This window comes from Rhizobium sp. Pop5, from assembly GCF_024721175.1.
Lineage (GTDB): Bacteria > Pseudomonadota > Alphaproteobacteria > Rhizobiales > Rhizobiaceae > Rhizobium.
In genome coordinates this window covers 603283-618575 of the sequence record NZ_CP099402.1, presented here as the reverse complement: position 1 = coordinate 618575, position 15293 = coordinate 603283, and the positions used below count along the sequence as shown (strand labels likewise).

Annotated in this window: 14 protein-coding genes; 1 reads left to right on the top strand and 13 read right to left on the bottom strand. The window is 63.5% G+C overall.

Annotated elements, in window-relative coordinates; all coding sequences use genetic code 11:
- Positions 1-40: 40 nt before the first annotated feature.
- Positions 41-1447 carry an aldehyde dehydrogenase family protein gene (locus NE852_RS30890; RefSeq protein WP_008523148.1) on the top strand — a complete coding sequence of 469 codons (1407 nt, stop codon included), beginning with the start codon at positions 41-43 and terminating at the stop codon, positions 1445-1447.
- Positions 1448-1556: 109 nt separating this feature from the next.
- Here NE852_RS30890 and hpaI read toward each other — a convergent pair whose 3' ends face one another.
- From hpaI to NE852_RS30825, 13 genes are all read right to left on the bottom strand, one after another.
- Positions 1557-2363 carry a 4-hydroxy-2-oxoheptanedioate aldolase gene (hpaI, locus tag NE852_RS30885; RefSeq protein ID WP_008523146.1) on the bottom strand — a complete coding sequence of 269 codons (807 nt, stop codon included), beginning with the start codon at positions 2361-2363 and terminating at the stop codon, positions 1557-1559.
- A 10-nt stretch (positions 2364-2373) separates the two neighbouring features.
- Positions 2374-3177, bottom strand: coding sequence for a 2-oxo-hept-4-ene-1,7-dioate hydratase (gene hpaH, locus NE852_RS30880; protein ID WP_008523144.1), 804 nt, complete (start codon positions 3175-3177; stop codon positions 2374-2376).
- Positions 3177-4049, bottom strand: coding sequence for a fumarylacetoacetate hydrolase family protein (locus NE852_RS30875; protein WP_008523142.1), 873 nt, complete (start codon positions 4047-4049; stop codon positions 3177-3179). The genes hpaH and NE852_RS30875 overlap by 1 nt, the downstream gene beginning before the upstream one ends.
- A gap of 16 nt (positions 4050-4065) precedes the next feature.
- Entirely contained in the window at positions 4066-5517 is a 1452-nt protein-coding gene (gene gabD, locus NE852_RS30870) for an NADP-dependent succinate-semialdehyde dehydrogenase (RefSeq protein WP_258157002.1), read from the bottom strand.
- Between the two features lie 31 nt (positions 5518-5548).
- Positions 5549-6529 (bottom strand): 3,4-dihydroxyphenylacetate 2,3-dioxygenase, encoded by a 981-nt coding sequence (gene hpaD / locus NE852_RS30865; protein WP_008523131.1) that lies wholly within the window; start codon positions 6527-6529, stop codon positions 5549-5551.
- Positions 6530-6662: 133 nt separating this feature from the next.
- Positions 6663-8180 carry a 5-carboxymethyl-2-hydroxymuconate semialdehyde dehydrogenase gene (gene hpaE / locus NE852_RS30860; RefSeq protein WP_258157001.1) on the bottom strand — a complete coding sequence of 506 codons (1518 nt, stop codon included), beginning with the start codon at positions 8178-8180 and terminating at the stop codon, positions 6663-6665.
- A 44-nt stretch (positions 8181-8224) separates the two neighbouring features.
- A complete protein-coding gene (locus NE852_RS30855; protein WP_258157000.1) occupies positions 8225-8611 on the bottom strand; it encodes a 5-carboxymethyl-2-hydroxymuconate Delta-isomerase in 387 nt (128 codons plus the stop codon).
- A gap of 53 nt (positions 8612-8664) precedes the next feature.
- The gene (locus NE852_RS30850) at positions 8665-9684 is read right to left on the bottom strand and encodes a phosphotransferase (protein WP_008523120.1); all 1020 of its coding nucleotides are present in this window, start codon (positions 9682-9684) and stop codon (positions 8665-8667) included.
- Positions 9685-9691: 7 nt separating this feature from the next.
- On the bottom strand, positions 9692-10975 hold the full coding sequence (locus tag NE852_RS30845; protein WP_258156999.1) for an aspartate aminotransferase family protein: 1284 nt from the start codon (positions 10973-10975) through the stop codon (positions 9692-9694).
- Positions 10976-10977: 2 nt separating this feature from the next.
- On the bottom strand, positions 10978-12333 hold the full coding sequence (locus NE852_RS30840) for an aspartate aminotransferase family protein (protein ID WP_258156997.1): 1356 nt from the start codon (positions 12331-12333) through the stop codon (positions 10978-10980).
- A 17-nt stretch (positions 12334-12350) separates the two neighbouring features.
- Entirely contained in the window at positions 12351-13001 is a 651-nt protein-coding gene (locus tag NE852_RS30835; protein ID WP_008523104.1) for an HAD family hydrolase, read from the bottom strand.
- A complete protein-coding gene (locus tag NE852_RS30830) occupies positions 12998-14251 on the bottom strand; it encodes a Tm-1-like ATP-binding domain-containing protein (protein WP_258156996.1) in 1254 nt (417 codons plus the stop codon). The genes NE852_RS30835 and NE852_RS30830 overlap by 4 nt, the downstream gene beginning before the upstream one ends.
- Complete coding sequence (locus NE852_RS30825; protein ID WP_008523102.1) at positions 14251-15036, bottom strand: IclR family transcriptional regulator; 786 nt, start codon at positions 15034-15036, stop codon at positions 14251-14253. Before NE852_RS30825 ends, NE852_RS30830 begins: the two co-directional genes overlap by 1 nt.
- Between the last annotated feature and the right edge of the window lie 257 nt (positions 15037-15293).

Here is a 15293-nt window from a genome sequence, read left to right as displayed (position 1 = left end):
GACGTCATAGTCCTCCCCGATGTCACGGGAGGAGAATATCGTGAAGCAGTCTACCCTGCTCATCGGTGGCGAAACCGTCGCCACCACCGATCATGCGCCGGTTACCAACCCATCGAATGGCGAAGTCGTCGGCTACATGCCGCTTGCCCAGGGCGCCGATCTCGACCGGGCCGTTGCCGCAGCCGCCGAAGCCTTCAAAGGCTGGTCGCGGACGTCGAATGAGGAGCGAGCAGCGGCCTGCCGGGCGATCGCGGAGAAGATCGGCGAGCACGCCGAAGAGCTGGCGCAGATCCTGACCCGGGAACAGGGAAAACCGCTCAACGGCCTCGGCTCGCGCTTCGAAATCGGCGGCGCGCTCGCCTGGACGCGGCATACGGCCGAACTCGACCTGCCGGTCGAAATCCTGCAGGACGACAATGAGGGCCGCGTCGAACTGCACCGCAAGCCGATCGGCGTCGTCGGCTCGATCACGCCGTGGAACTGGCCGGTCATGATCGCCTGCTGGCACATCATGCCGGCGCTGCGCGCCGGCAACACCGTCGTCATCAAGCCGTCGCCCCTGACGCCGCTTTCGACCATCCGCCTCGTCGAGATCATCAACGAGGTGCTGCCGGCCGGCGTCGTCAACGTGATCACCGGCGAAAACAGCATCGGGGCTGCCCTTTCCGCCCATCCAGGCATTGCCAAGATGACCTTCACCGGCTCGACCGAGACCGGCAAGAAGATCATGGCCTCGGCGGTGGCCACCCTGAAGCGGCTGACGCTGGAACTCGGCGGCAACGATGCGGGCATCGTACTGCCGGACGTCGATCCGAAAGGCATCGCCGAGGGACTGTTCTGGGGCGCCTTCATCAACAACGGCCAGACCTGCGCTGCACTGAAACGCCTTTACGTGCATGAGAGCATTTACGAGGATGTCTGCAGTGCGCTCGTTGATTATGCCGGCAAGATCACCGTCGGAGACGGCCTTGACGAGACAAGCATCCTCGGTCCAGTCCAGAATGAAATGCAATTCAACAAGGTGCGCGATCTCGTCGACGATGCGCGCGCCCAGGGCGGCCGCATCCTGACCGGCGGGGCGCCGACGGCTCGGCCCGGCTATTTCTACCCGATCACGCTGATCGCCGATGTCGATCACGGTGTGCGGCTGGTCGATGAGGAGCAGTTCGGCCCGGTCCTGCCGATTATCCGCTACAGCGATGTCGACGAGGTGATCGCCCGCGCCAATCAGAATCCCGCCGGCCTCGGCGGCTCGATCTGGTCTGCCGACGTCGAGAAGGCGAAGCGCTATGCGAAGCAGCTCGAATGCGGCTCGGTGTGGATCAACAAGCACGGGGCAATTCAACCGAACGCGCCTTTTGGAGGTGTGAAGCAATCCGGCATCGGCGTCGAGTTTGGCACCGAGGGGCTGAAGGAGTTCACGACGATCCAGACGGTATTCGGCTAAGCCGTGCCGACATGCGAGCGATTGCAGCCCGGGAGCGCGACGGTCAACATGTTGACCGTCGCAACGAAGCGTAGCCGAACATGGATACGCGTGAGGAGGCAGGGAGGGATCAATAGACCTTCGCGTCCGCCGCCGGCCTGGCGGGTTCGGCCTTGTGGAAATCATCGAGCAGCTTGGCCGTGGCATTGGCAAGCAGGGTGACGTCGTTGCCGATCGCCACGAAGGCGGCGCCGAGTTCGAGATAGCGTTTGGCGAGCGAGAGGTCGCCGATGAGGATGCCGGCCGCCTTGCCGTGCGACTGGATCCCGGAAAGCGCCTGCTCGACTTCCCGCTGCACCTCGGGCGCACCCGGCTTGCCGAGATAACCCATGTCGGCGGCGAGATCGGAGGGGCCGATGAAGACGCCGTCGACGCCTTCCGTCGAGGCGATCGCATCGAGCGCGGCAAGCCCGGCGCGGCTTTCCACCTGCAGCAGCAGGCAGATCTCGTCGTTGGCCGTCTGGAGATAATCGGGTATGCGGTTGAAATCGGAGGCGCGAGCAAGGGCGGCGCCGACACCGCGCACGCCGTGCGGCGGGTAGCGGACGGCCCGAACCATGGCTTCCGCCATCTCCTTGCTGTCGACCATTGGAATGAGCAGCGTCTGCGCGCCGATATCGAGCATCTGCTTGATGATCCAGGTCTCGCCGATCGGCGGACGGATCACCGCATGGCTTGTCGTGCCCTTCATCGCCTGCAATTGTGAAACGAGAAGCGGCACGTCGTTCGGTGCGTGTTCGGCGTCAAGCAATAGCCAGTCGTAACCGGCGCCGGCTGAGATTTCGACCGTGTAGGGATTGGCGAGCGCCTGCCAGAGGCCGATTTGCGTCCGCCCGTCTTTCAGGGCCTGTTTAAAAAGATTCTTGGGCGCAGGCATACTTACTCCTTCACGCAAAGAACAGGCTGACGGACCCATAGGGGCCGAAATCGGCGTTGATCGTGTCGCCGTGCCGCGCCTCGATCGGACGGATGAAAGAACCGGCAAGCACAACCTGGCCGGCCTCGATGCCGTCGCCATATTGCGCCAGCCGATTGGCGAGCCAGGCGACGCCGCGGGCAGGCTGGTTGAGAACACCGGCGCCGAGGCCTGTTTCCTCGACTTCGGCATTGCGGCTGACGATCGCGCCCATCCAGCGCATGTCGATCTCGCCGGGCCGCACAGCGCGGCCACCGGTAACAATGCCGGCATTGGCAGCATTGTCGGAAATGGTGTCGACAATGGTGCGCGCCTTTTTCGTCTCCGGATCGACGCGCAGGATGCGGGTATCGAGGATTTCCAGGGCAGGGGTCACGTAATCAGTGGCATTCAGCACATCGAAGATCGAAATGCCGGGACCTTTCAGCGGCGCCTTCATGACGAAGGCGATTTCGGCTTCGATGCGCGGCTGGATGAAGCGGCCGGCCGGCACGGTGGCGCCGTCTTCGAAGACCATGTCGTCGAAGAGCACGCCGGAATCGGGGATGTCGATATTGAGCGCATATTGCATCGCCTTCGACGTCAGCCCGATCTTCCAGCCGATCGGCTTGCGGCCGTCGGCGATCTTCTTCTTCACCCAGGCACTCTGGACGGCGTAGGCGTCGTCCATGTTCATGGTGGGATGTTTCAGCGACAGGAGACCAGTCTGGATGCGGGTTCGCTCGGCTTGGTCTAGGCTTTCGGCTGCCGCCTGGATTTCGTCCTGGGACAGCATCAGAACACCTCGTCGGCGATGGTGTTTTTCAGAATGCCGAGCCCGTCGGCTTCGACTTCGACGACGTCGCCCGGTTTCAGCCAGATCGGCGGATCGAAGCGGGCGCCGGCCCCTGTCGGCGTGCCGGTGACGATGACGTCGCCGGGAACGAGGGTGGTGAAGGTCGAGATGTAATTGATGATCTTGCGGAAGGAAAAGATCATCCGGCTGGTGCGGTCACTTTGGCGTACTTCGCCGTTGACGCGGGTTTCGAGCCTGATATCGGCAAGCTGGCTTTCATCCCGATAGGGCACAAGCCACGGACCGATCGCGCCGGTGCGGTTAAAGTTCTTGCCCTGGGTGACGTTGAACTTGGCATGCCGTACCCAATCGCGGATCGTACCTTCGTTGCACAGCGACAGAGCCGCAATGTGGGAAAGGGCATCGGCCTCGGCGATGCGCCGGCCGCCCTTGCCGATGACGATGACGATCTCGCCCTCATAGTCGAGCTGCGGGCTTTCCGGCGGCCGGATCAACGGCTGGTCATGGCCGGTAAAGGAACGCGGGAAACGGATGAACAGCGACGGGTTGGAGGGTGCTGCCTGACCGTCCTTGTATTCCTCATTGCGGTCGGGGAAGTTGACCCCGACGCAGATAATCTTCTCGGGCGCGGGAATAGGGATCTCATAGGTGACCTGGTCGAAGAAGAAGTCGGGGGCAAAGCCGCTGGCCTTGTCGAGCAATCGGTCGAAGGCGGCGTCCGCGACGACCTCGCGCAGCGTCGGCCAGGATGAGCCATAGCGCTCCGAAAGATCGACTATCCCCTGGTTGCCCACGAGACCATAGCGGCTCCGTCCATCGGCAAAGAAGGTGGCAAAGCGCGGATGTGTCATAGGGTGCTCCTAAGCCTCAGGCGATGCCGCCGAGGCAGACATATTTGATTTCGGTGAATTCCTCGATGCCGTAGCGCGATCCCTCGCGGCCAAGGCCGGAGAGCTTGACGCCGCCGAAGGGGGCTTCGGCCGTCGAGATCAGCCCGGTATTGACGCCGACCATGCCGTATTCCAGCGCTTCGGCCACCCGGAAAACGCGGGCAAGATCCTTGGCGTAGAAATAGGAGGCAAGGCCGAACTCAGTGTCGTTGGCCTGGGCGATGACGTCGGCCTCGTCCTTGAAACGGAAGAGCGGCGCCACCGGCCCAAAGGTCTCTTCCCTGGCGACGGCAATGGCAGAGGTGACGTCGGCGAGCACCGTCGCCTCGTAGAAACGGCCGCCGAGCCGGTGGCGATGACCGCCTGAAACGACGCGGCCGCCCTTGGACAGCGCATCGGCGACATGCTCCTCGACCTTGGCAAGGGCGGACTCGTCGATCAGCGGGCCGAGATTGATGCCCTCGTCGAAGCCGTTGCCGGTCTTCAGGCCGCCGACCGCCTTTGACAGTTTCTCGGCAAAGGCGTCATAGACGCCCTCCTGCACATAGAGCCGGTTGGCGCAGACGCAGGTCTGGCCGTTGTTGCGGAACTTGGCGATCAAAGCGCCTTCGACCGCCGCGTCGAGATCGGCGTCGTCGAAGACGATGAAGGGGGCATTGCCGCCAAGCTCCAGCCCGAGCTTCTTGATGGTCGGAGCGCTCTGCTTGTAAAGCTCGGCGCCGACTTCGGTCGAGCCGGTGAAGGTCAGCTTGCGCACGACCGGGCTTGCGGTCATCTCGCCGCCGATGGCGCGTGCCGAGCCGGTGAGCACGCTGAACAGGCCCTTGGGGAAACCGGCGCGCTCGGCCAGGATGGCAATCGCGATCGCCGAAAACGGCGTCTGCGAGGCCGGCTTCAGCACCATAGCGCAGCCGGCGGCAAAGGCCGGTCCGGCCTTGCGGGTGATCATCGCGTTCGGGAAATTCCAGGGCGTGATGGCGGCGACGACGCCGATCGGCTGCTTCATCACAAGGATGCGCTTGTCCTTCTGATGGCCGGGAATGATGTCGCCATAGACGCGCCGGGCCTCCTCGGCAAACCATTCGATGAAGCTTGCGCCATAGGCGATCTCGCCCTTGGCCTCAGTCAGCGGCTTGCCCTGTTCCGCCGTCAGGATGCGGCCGAGATCGTCCTGATTGTCCATCATCAGCTCGAACCAGCGCCGGAGGATCACCGAGCGCTCCTTGGCAGTGCTGGCAGCCCATTGCTTCTGCGCGACCTCGGCTGCGGCAATCGCCGCCTTGGTCTCGGCAGCCCCCAGGTTGGGAACCCGGCCGAGGATCTCGCCGGTCGCCGGATTGTCGACCTTGATCGCGTTGTCGCCCGCCTCGATCCAGTCGCCGCCCACCAGTGCGGCCTGCCGGAACAATGTTGCGTCCTTCAATTCCATGACTGTCTCCTCGCCACGTTGAAAGGCGGGTTCAAGGCGCGATGATCGGCTGAGCTTTCAAGTCAGGCTCGACCACCTCGGCGCCGGCAAACAGGCTGCCGTGCTCGAACCAGGATTTCGGAGCCGGAGCGCCCCAGAGCGTCTGGCGCTGCGGGTCCTTGAGGTCCCACTTGATCGGCTCCAGATCGGGATCGACCGTCTGATAGTCCGAGCAGTAGATCTCGATGCGGTGGCCGTCGGGATCGAGGATATAGAGGAAGAAGGCGTTGGAGATGCCGTGGCGGCCCGGGCCGCGCTCGATATTGGCGACCCATCCTGTGGTCGCCATCAGGTCGAGCAGGTCGATGATGTTGAGCGGTGTCGGCACCCAGAAGGCGGTGTGGTGCAGGCGCGGGCCGCGGCCGTTGGTGAAGGCGATGTCGTGCACGCCGCCCTTGCGATGCGTCCAGGCGGCCCAGAGGCGGCCGGTCTCGGCATCCTCGGTATATTCGGTGACGCGGAAGCCGAGCTCGTTGTAGAAGGCGACGCTTTCGTCGACATTGGGCGAGAAGCAGTTGAAGTGGTCGATGCGCAGCGGTTTGACGCCCTTGTAGAGCGCATATTTCTGGTGGATCGGCGGCAGGCGGTCCATCTTCGAATAGAATTCGAGCGGAATGCCGTGCGGATCGCGGGTGCGGAAGGTGCGCGCCTGGTAGGGGCGCTCGATCCATTCGACCGGCAGACCCTTGTCCTTGAAGAAATGGGCGGCCTTGTCGAGATCCTCCTCGCCGAAGACCTTGAAGCCGAGATCGCGGGCTTCGGCCTTGCCCGATTTCTTCAGCACGATGCAGTGATGGCCGCGTTCTTCGAGCGCTCTGAGATAGATCGTATCGGCGGTCTCATCCGTCACCTGCAGGCCGAGCGTGTCGACATAGAAGGCGCGAGACTTGGCGAGATCGGTGACGCCGAGTTCGATGTGGCTGAGGCGCACGATGTTGAAGGGCGGATAGAGATTGGGTTTCGGCAGGGGCATGGGTTCCTCCTCTTAGAGCAATTTCCAGGAAAAGTGCGAAGCGGTTTTCCGTCCGGAATTGCGTCAAAACAAAAAGTGAGAGCGGTTCTGCGCTTCCGTGAAAACCTGAACCGCTCGAATGTGTGTTGGCGGCTCAGCCGCCGAGTTTCTGGATGGCGTGCGGCTTGGTGGCGAAGGCGACGTTCTTGGTTTCCATGTAGAAATCGAAGGACCAGTCGCCTCCGTCGCGGCCGATGCCGGAATTCTTGACACCGCCGAAAGGCGTCGGCAGGTGGCGGACGTTTTCAGAGTTCACCCAGATCATCCCGGCTTCGAGATGGTCGGTGAAACGGAAGGCGCGGGTGACGTCCGATGTCCAGAGATAGCCGGTCAGCCCGTACTGGACGTCGTTGGCGAGCGCCAGCGCGTCGGCCTCGTCCTTGAAGGAGATGGCGGTCAGCACCGGCCCGAAGATTTCCTCCTGGGCGATGCGCATCCTGTTGTCGGCGCCGGTAAAGAGGGTAGGGGAGACATAGCAGCCGCCACCCGGCCCATCGAACTTCTCGCCGCCGGCGGCAACCGTCGCGCCCTCCGACCGGCCGATCGCGATATATTCCAGCACCTTCTTTTCGTGCACGGGATGGATGAGCGGGCCGATGACCGTCTCGGGATCGAGGGGGTGGCCAACCTTGATGCGCCTTGCCTTTTCGGCGACGAGCGCGGTGAACCTGTCGTAGACGCTGTCTTCGACCAGCAGGCGCGAGGACGAGGTGCAGCGCTCGCCGTTCAGCGAATAGATCATGAAGACGGCGGCGTCGGCGGCGCGCTCGAGATCGGCATCGGCGAAGACGACGACCGGGTTCTTGCCGCCGAGTTCGAAATGTACCCGCTTCAGCGTGTCGGCGCCCTGCTTCATGATCATCGAGCCGGTGCGGCTTTCGCCGACGAAGCCGATTGCCTTGATCAGGGGATGTTCGGTCAGCGCCTTGCCGGCATCCTCGCCGAAGCCGTTGACGAGGTTCCACACGCCCTTGGGCAGGCCGGCCTCTTCGGCGATTTCGACGAGCAGGCGGGCGGTCAGCGGCGAATATTCGGCCGGCTTGTGGACGATGGTGCAGCCGGCGGCAAGGGCCGGCGCGATCTTCCAGGTCGACAGCATGAAGGGCGTATTCCACGGCGTGATGATGCCGACCGGGCCGATCGGCACGCGCGTCGTCACGTTCACCTGGCCGTCGGCGCGCAGCGCCTTGCCGTCGCGTGCTTCCGGCGCGCGGTCCGCGAAGAAGCGGAAGTTTTCCGCACCACGCAGCGCCGCCTTGGCCATGAATTTCAGCGACTGGCCGGTATCCATGCACTCGACGAAGGCGATCTCTTCGGCGCGCGCGACGATCGCGTCGGCGATCTTATGCAGGAGCTTCTTGCGCGCATCGCCCGGCATGGCGGCCCATTCGCCAAAAGCAGCCTTGGCGGCCTTGGCCGCACGGTCGATATCGGCGGCATTGCCGCGCGCTACGGTGGCGAGCGGCTTCAGATCGACCGGCGAGAGCGTCTCGAAGGCCGCGCCGTCACCTCCCGCCACATCCTCGCCGCCGATGCGGTTGAGGACGCCGCGCTCCCTGAAGCGGGCAAGGTAGGTTTCCGCCTTTGCGATGTTTTCCTGCAGTTTGGACATCGTCTCTTTCCCTGATGTTGTCTCGTCCCGCGACGCGGGTTTTGTCACTTGCCGCGCAGCCGCGGATGGATGGCATTCTTCTTCCAGCTCAGCTCCGCATCGATCTCGCGGATCTCCAGCGACAGCGCGAAATGCGGCGTCTCGAAGAGCGGGCCGAGGATTTCCGTTGCCGCCGCAAAGATCGCTTCGCCCGTGCGCTTCTTCTCCTCGGCCGTGCGCCCCTTGCCGATGCGGAAGTTCAGATCGACGAAGGCATTTTCGGCAAGCCGGTCGGCGATTGCATAATGATCGGCGCGAAGGGCGCGTACGCGCACGGCGCCGATCTCGAAAAGGCCCGTCTCAAGCACGGTATTCAGAAGCGCCTCGCAGAGCGCGCCGATATCGGCGCGGCCGTCGAGATTGGCCGAATATTCGATGGTGAGATGCGGCATCGATCCTCCCCGATCCATATTTACTTAACACGTTAATAAATCTACCGGAGATGTCAAGCGCCGACATCGAGCTTTCTTGCGAGCTCCAAACTTTCGGCGACATAACGCGACAGGCGCTCGGCGGCATTCGGGATCTCGGGCCGCTCGGCAAGCCAGCCGATATAGGTGAGGCTCCTCAACACCATGAACAGCGGCAGGCTTTGCAGCGCCTCATCCGAAAGCACGCGCCGGCTGCGATAGCCCGCGATCAGGGCGCCCTCGATGTGGGCATAGGCGGGCTCCTGGCGGTTCTTCAACAGGGCCGTGGCGAGGTCGAAGAGACGGAAGCCATATCCGGCATCGTCGAAATCGATGAAGGCGACGCGATTTTCGTCTCCGGTCAGGTAGATGTTCTCGCGCACCAGATCGGCATGGATCAGGCCATAATCGATGCCGTTTTGCTGCACCTCGGCGAGACGGCGGCGCAGGTCGTCGCGCAATGCCGAGAGTGCGGAGGCCTCGTCGCGCGAAAGCCCTGGACAATCCCAGAAGCGGCCCCAGAGGGGCGCTTCTCCAAGCAGGCCGTCGGCGTGCCATGCCGGGCGGCGGAAACCTGTCGGCGGCGCCCATGCGTCGGCAAGATCATGCAGGGTCGCCATGGCATGGCCGATGCGGAAGAAGATATCCGCCTGTTTTTCCGCCGATTGCGACAGCGGCGTGCCGCTCTGCCCGAGGGCCGCGCCGTCGATCCAGCTGACGACATCGGCATGCTGCTCGGGAAATTTTCGGTTTGCCGGCAGGCGGACGAGGTTGCGCCCGTCGCCTGTTGGCACGGGGCTTGGAACATTGAGACCGCCGCGCCGCAGGGCTGCCATGAAGGCAAGTTCCGAGTGCAGGCTCGTCTCGTCGTGATAGCCCGGCCGATGCAGCCGCAAGGCGGCGGATTGCCCGTCGGCAAGGGTGATGCGGAAGACGGCATTTTCCCGGTATTTCAGCAGGACCGGTTCGTCGGCCAGAACCGCCCAATGTTCGAGCGCTTCCAGCGAGCGTTCCTGCAGTGCATCGCGGATGGTCTGCGGCAATTGATCGGCCATCTCAGCCTCACAGGCCCGACAGCACGTCGTCGAAGACCGACAACATCAGATCGGCGTTTTCCCGCGAAAACGGCATCGGCGGGCGGATCTTGGTGGCGCATTGGTGGATGCCGATCTTGCCCATCAGCACGCCGCGCTCGCGCATTTCGTTGACGATCCGGCTTGCCTCAGAAACTGCCGGCTCCTTCGTCGCCCGGTCCCGCACGAATTCCATGCCCATGAACAGGCCGCTGCCGCGCACGTCGCCGATGATCGGATGTTTTTGCGCCAGCCGCGTGAAGGCGTCGCGCGTATATTCGCCGACGTCTCGGGCGTTCTCGATCAGCTTCTCGTCCTCGATCACGTCGAGCACCGCCAGGGCGGCGGCGCAGGAGACGGGGTTGCCGCCGAAGGTGTTGAAATAGCGGAAGGCCTTGCGGAAAGCGTTCAGCACATCGGCATTTGCAACGACGCCGCCGACCGGATGGCCGTTCGCCATCGGCTTGCCGAGCGTCACGATATCAGGAACGATGCCGGCGCGCTGGTGGCCCCACATATCGGAGCCGGTACGGCCGAAACCGGGCTGCACTTCGTCGGTGATGACAAGACCGCCGGCCTTGCGGACGGCAGCGACCGTCTTGTCGAGAAAGCCCGGTGTCAGATCCGGAAAGCCTTCATTGGCGAAGAACGGATCAATGATGATGGCCGAAAAACCGTGCGGGCTCTCCTGCAGCGCGGCGATCGCCGCCTCGACTTCTGCCGCGAAGGCCGCTGCAAAGGCCTCGCCGCCTTCGCCGCCGAGCGGGCGATAGCTGTCGGGCGCCGGCACGTGCCTGACGTGGCCGCCGAAGCCGCCGACCGGTGGCATGCGGGTCGAGAGCTGCGACACGGCAGCGGTATTGCCGTGATAGGTGTGGTTGGTGGCGATGACGCCGGTCTTGCCGGTCACCGCCTGCGCCATGCGCAATGCCACATCGTTCGCTTCGCTGCCGGTGCAGGTGAGGATCGCGGCGTCGAGGCTCCTGTCGAAGGTCGCCGTCAGACGTTCGACATAATCGAGGATGCCTTCGTGCAGGTAGCGCGTGTGGGTGTTCAGCGTCGATGCCTGCCGGGTGATCGCTTCGACCACGCGCGGATGGCAATGGCCGACATGCGGCACATTGTTGTAGCAATCGAGATATCGCCGGCCGTCTGCATCCCAGAGCCAGACGCCTTCGCCGCGCACCAGATGCACGGGATCGTCATAGAAAAGCGACATGTTGCGGCCGAGAAGCCGTTCGCGCCGGGCGATAAGAGCTGCGTTGTCGGACATGGTCAGCTCTCCGCGGCGGCAAGGCCGGCGTCGAGCGCCGTCAGGATCCTCTGCACATCGCCCGCCGTGACGATCAGCGGCGGCGACATGATGACATTGGCGCCAGAGGTGCGCACCAGCACGCCGGCGTCATAGGTGGCATCCTGCACTTTCTGCAGGACTTCCTTCGATGCCGAGCTCTTTTTCTTTCTGTCGCTGACGAGTTCGAGCGCGCACATCAGGCCCTTGCCGCGCACGTCGCCGATCAGCTCATGCTTGTCCTGCAGTTTCCTGAGGCCGGCGATAAGCTCCTCCCCGCGAACGGCGGCATTGGCGGCGACGTTGAGCCGCTTCGTCTCCTGCAGGGTCGCAAGCGCGGCGGCCGCGCCGGCCGGATGGCCGGAATAGGTATAGCCGTGGCCGATGCTGCCGAACGCGCCCTTGCTGCCTTCGAAGACCTCCGCCACCTTGTCGGAGATCATGACGGCGCCGAAGGGGAAATAGCCGTTGGTGATCGCCTTGGCGGTCGACATCAGATCCGGCTTGACGCCCCAGAGGCGCGATCCCGTCCAGGCGCCGGTACGGCCGAAAGCGGTGATGACCTCGTCGGCAATCAACAGGATGCCGTGACGGTCGCAGATCTCGCGCATCAGCGGCAGGAAGGTTTCGTGCGGGACGATGATGCCGCCGGCGCCGAGCACCGGTTCGACGATCAAAGCAGCAATGGTATCAGCTCCCTGGAAGGCGATCTCGTCCTCGAAGAGCCGGCCGATGGCGGCGGCGATTTCTGCATCGTCGGTGGTGTTGAACGGATTGCGATAGGCAAAGGGCGCCGGCAGATGGATGACGCCGGGAAGCAGCGGCTCGTAGTTGCGGCGGAAATTCTGGTTGCCGTTGACGGATGCGCCGCCGAAATGCGTGCCGTGATAGCCCTTCTTCAGCGCGACGAACTTGGTGCGCTCCGGCTGCCCGTTGATCTTGTGGTATTGGCGAGCCAGCCGCAGGCAGGTCTCGACCGAATCCGAGCCGCCCGAGGTGAAGAAGGAGCGGCTCAATCCATCCGGCCTGAACCATTCGGCAAGCTCGTAGGATAGCTCGATCAGCGGCGAGTTCGTCGTGCCGCGGAATGTCGAATAATAGGGCAGCTCGTCGAGCTGGTCGCGGATCGCCTTTTTCACCGGCTCGCAGGAATAGCCGAGATTGACGTTCCAGAGACCGCCGACGGCATCCAGCACCTTCTTGCCCTGGATGTCGACGATTTCGACGCCTTCGCCTGAGTTGATGATGCGCGGCGGCTGGGCCTGCATTTCGGCCGGATGGGCCATCGGATGCCACATGTGACGGGCGTTGTTCTCGATTATGAAGTTGGTTTCACGCATCTCAATTCCTCTCGGGTTCAGAGGCCCAGCATCGCAAGCGCGCGGGCATAGCTTTCGGCGGGGCGGGTGACGTCGAAATGCACATGCGGCAATGCGACGGCTTCGGCGCCTTCGATGTTCTTCTTCTGGTCGTCGACGAAAACGCAGGCTTCGCGCGGCAGGCCGAGTTCGGACAGCACCTGCTCGTAGGCGCGCGGATCGGGTTTGAGGATCTTGGTGTAGGTGGCATCGACGATGACGTCGAAGAGGTCGATCAGCGGGAAGCGTTTGCGGAACTCGACGCCGTAGAAGAGATCGAGTTCGTTCGACAGGATCGCGAGCTTCAATCCCGCTTGCCTGGCTCGCAGGATGGCATCGCGCGCCTCTGGCCGCAGCACCAGCTCTGGCTCGGCGCCGCGGGCGCGACGCACGAAGGTCTGCATGTCGGACCAGTTCTCGCCGACCAGTCGTCCGACCTCGCCGGCGCGCGTCAGCCAGTAATCGCGTTCGGTGATCTCGCGGTTCTGCATCGCCACCCACAGCGGGTCGGTCGCCGGATCGAACGGCCCGAGCCAGGTAAGCGAGCCTTTGGGAAGGCCGAGCGTGCGCTCGGTGATGTCATGCGTCTCGAACAGGGTGCGGGTGACCACGCCGCCGAAATCGAGAATGAGGGCGCGTGCGCTCGTCATGGCCGTCCTTCCGGAATGATGCCCTCGGCCACCCATCCGTCGAAAACGGCAAGGGCTGCGGCCGAAAAGGATGGAGAGTTGATATGCGCGTCGACTTCCTGGAACGCGACGGAGGCAGGCACCGAGCGGCGCATCTCGTCGAGGAAGGCGGCAAGGCCTTCCGGATCGTGCAGCGGCTCGTCCGGCTTGTCCCATTCCTGCAGCCCTTCGGTCGGCAACAGGAAGGCGACCCTGGACTCGGCCTGCGCCAGTTTCCGGCCGATCACGCGCGCCACTTCCCGACGCCCGTCCGGCGAGGTCGTCACCGATCCGATCAGCCGGTTATGGGCATGATAGGGACGATCGGCAAAGATATCAGGCAGCGTCTGCCAGGCCTGGAGATCGACCATGTCGACGGCGCCGGGCGCAACGATCTGCGGAATGCCGGCCCGCCCCGCATTTTCGAGCCTGTCCGACCCTGACGTCACCACCGTGCCGTAATGATGATTGCTGACCTCCTGGATGCAGAAGTCGAAGACGGCGGCAAAGCCGGCCTCAGCGGCGATGGCCTCGAAGGCGCGGCCTCCCATGCCGGTGGCATGGAATACCGCGACATCGTAGCCGCGCTTTTCCAGTTCGGGCCGCAGATGCTTCATGTATTTGAGGCACGAAGAGCCGAGTGAGGTCATGCCGATCAGTGGGCGGGTGCGATCCGGTTTGGTTCCGTGCTTTGCCGCGCCGACGACGGCGCCGCAGGCCTGCGACAGCACCGAGCGGCAGATGCTGTTGAGGCCGTAAAGGCCGCCGGCCCACAGGATCATCATCAGGTCGGGCGCGATGCGCTCGGGCGGGATCAGATGGGAATAGGCGATGGTCGAAACCACGAATTTCGGCACGCCGAGCGGCAGGACGGCGGCGACGTCGAGGGCCAGATCGGTACCCATCGAGCCACCGAGCACGATGACGCCGTCAACGAGGCCGTCCTCGTAGAGCGCGCGGGTCAATGCCGCCGCACCGCAGGCCATCGCAGCCATGGCGTTGTTTTCATCGCCGCTTTCGGAGATTGCGGCAATCGAGGTCGCGGCCGCCTTGGCGATATCGTGCTTGGAATAATCGGGAACATAGGGCGGGTCGCCGAGAATGCTGACATCGACCATGACCGGCTGCCCGCCAGACTCGGTGATGACGGACGCCATGAATTGCAGTTCGTCGCATTTGGTGTCACCGGTTCCGATGACGAGGATCCTTGGCAAGGAAGCCGCAGGGCTCATCAATCTCTCCTCCTGATGTTTGGACTGGTTCCCATGAGCCTTTCCGACCCGTAGTATTTTTCTGAAATGCCGTTGGCGGTGGCCGCCGCCTGCGCGCCGAATTCGTGAATGGCGGTCGTCGTGGTGCGCGAGAGGGGTGCTGCGACGGCGACACAGCCGACCGGCCGCCCGTCCGGTGCGCGAACCGGTGCGGCGGCGCTGATGACGCCGGCTTCGAGCCCCTGATGGCTGATCGAAAAGCCGCGCGCCGCCGTCTCGTCGAGCAGGCCGCGGATCAGCTCGGGATCGACGACAGTGTGGTCGGTGAATTTTTCGAGCGGCTTTTGGAGCGCTGCATCGATCTCCCTGCGCGGGCAGAAGGCGAGGAAGGCAAGGCCGGATGCGGTGGCGTGAAAAGGCAGGATGCTGCCGACATCGACGATGATGCGGTGCGCGCGCGGCGGATCTTCCACATGGATGGTCGACAGCCTGCCGCCGGAAAATTCGGAGAGATGCACCGTCTCCGCCGATGATTCGGCGAGCGTCTTGATGAAGGGCACGGCGACCCGCAGGAAGGGATAGCGGGCCTCGCGGATGCGGGCGAGCCGAACCGGTGCCGAGCCGATCCTGTAGCGGCGGCTGTCGGCATCCTGCTCGACGAAACCGTGTTTCTCCAACTCCACCAGAAAGCGCCGTGCCGTCGCCTTGTCGAGCGAACACAGGCGGGCGATGTCTGTCAGACCCACCTCCTTGTCCAGCCGTGACAGGGTGTCCAGCAATGAAAGCGCCTTTCCGATCGTGCTCATCGTTCTTCCTCTTGGGGTAGGGCTCATGTCCCGGCTTGTCGCATCCGGCTTTACGCCATCCGTCAAATCAGCCCGCAAACCCTGTGTCGCGGCACGATGGCAGCCGACCCAAGATACTTAACATGCGAATTAACTTGACAGAGGCAGCGAATGTTTGCAAGTCTATATTTGAAGCTGAGGTTCAAATAATGAACCATAAGCGCTGACGGCGGCAAAATCAACAAAAGCCAAAAACGCCCGCTCGTCAGTCCGGTTCT

Excerpts from the sequence above, each read along its gene's own strand:
- gabD (WP_258157002.1), bottom strand. The coding sequence starts at position 5,517 with ATGGAATTGAAGGACGCAACATTGTTCCGGCAGGCCGCACTGGTGGGC.
- hpaH (WP_008523144.1), bottom strand. The coding sequence starts at position 3,177 with ATGCTGTCCCAGGACGAAATCCAGGCGGCAGCCGAAAGCCTAGACCAA.
- NE852_RS30850 (WP_008523120.1), bottom strand. The coding sequence starts at position 9,684 with ATGGCCGATCAATTGCCGCAGACCATCCGCGATGCACTGCAGGAACGC.
- hpaE (WP_258157001.1), bottom strand. The coding sequence starts at position 8,180 with ATGTCCAAACTGCAGGAAAACATCGCAAAGGCGGAAACCTACCTTGCC.
- NE852_RS30825 (WP_008523102.1), bottom strand. The coding sequence starts at position 15,036 with ATGAGCACGATCGGAAAGGCGCTTTCATTGCTGGACACCCTGTCACGG.
- hpaI (WP_008523146.1), bottom strand. The coding sequence starts at position 2,363 with ATGCCTGCGCCCAAGAATCTTTTTAAACAGGCCCTGAAAGACGGGCGG.
- hpaD (WP_008523131.1), bottom strand. The coding sequence starts at position 6,529 with ATGCCCCTGCCGAAACCCAATCTCTATCCGCCCTTCAACATCGTGCGC.
- NE852_RS30875 (WP_008523142.1), bottom strand. The coding sequence starts at position 4,049 with ATGACACATCCGCGCTTTGCCACCTTCTTTGCCGATGGACGGAGCCGC.
- NE852_RS30830 (WP_258156996.1), bottom strand. The coding sequence starts at position 14,251 with ATGAGCCCTGCGGCTTCCTTGCCAAGGATCCTCGTCATCGGAACCGGT.
- NE852_RS30855 (WP_258157000.1), bottom strand. The coding sequence starts at position 8,611 with ATGCCGCATCTCACCATCGAATATTCGGCCAATCTCGACGGCCGCGCC.
- NE852_RS30840 (WP_258156997.1), bottom strand. The coding sequence starts at position 12,333 with ATGCGTGAAACCAACTTCATAATCGAGAACAACGCCCGTCACATGTGG.
- NE852_RS30845 (WP_258156999.1), bottom strand. The coding sequence starts at position 10,975 with ATGTCCGACAACGCAGCTCTTATCGCCCGGCGCGAACGGCTTCTCGGC.
- NE852_RS30835 (WP_008523104.1), bottom strand. The coding sequence starts at position 13,001 with ATGACGAGCGCACGCGCCCTCATTCTCGATTTCGGCGGCGTGGTCACC.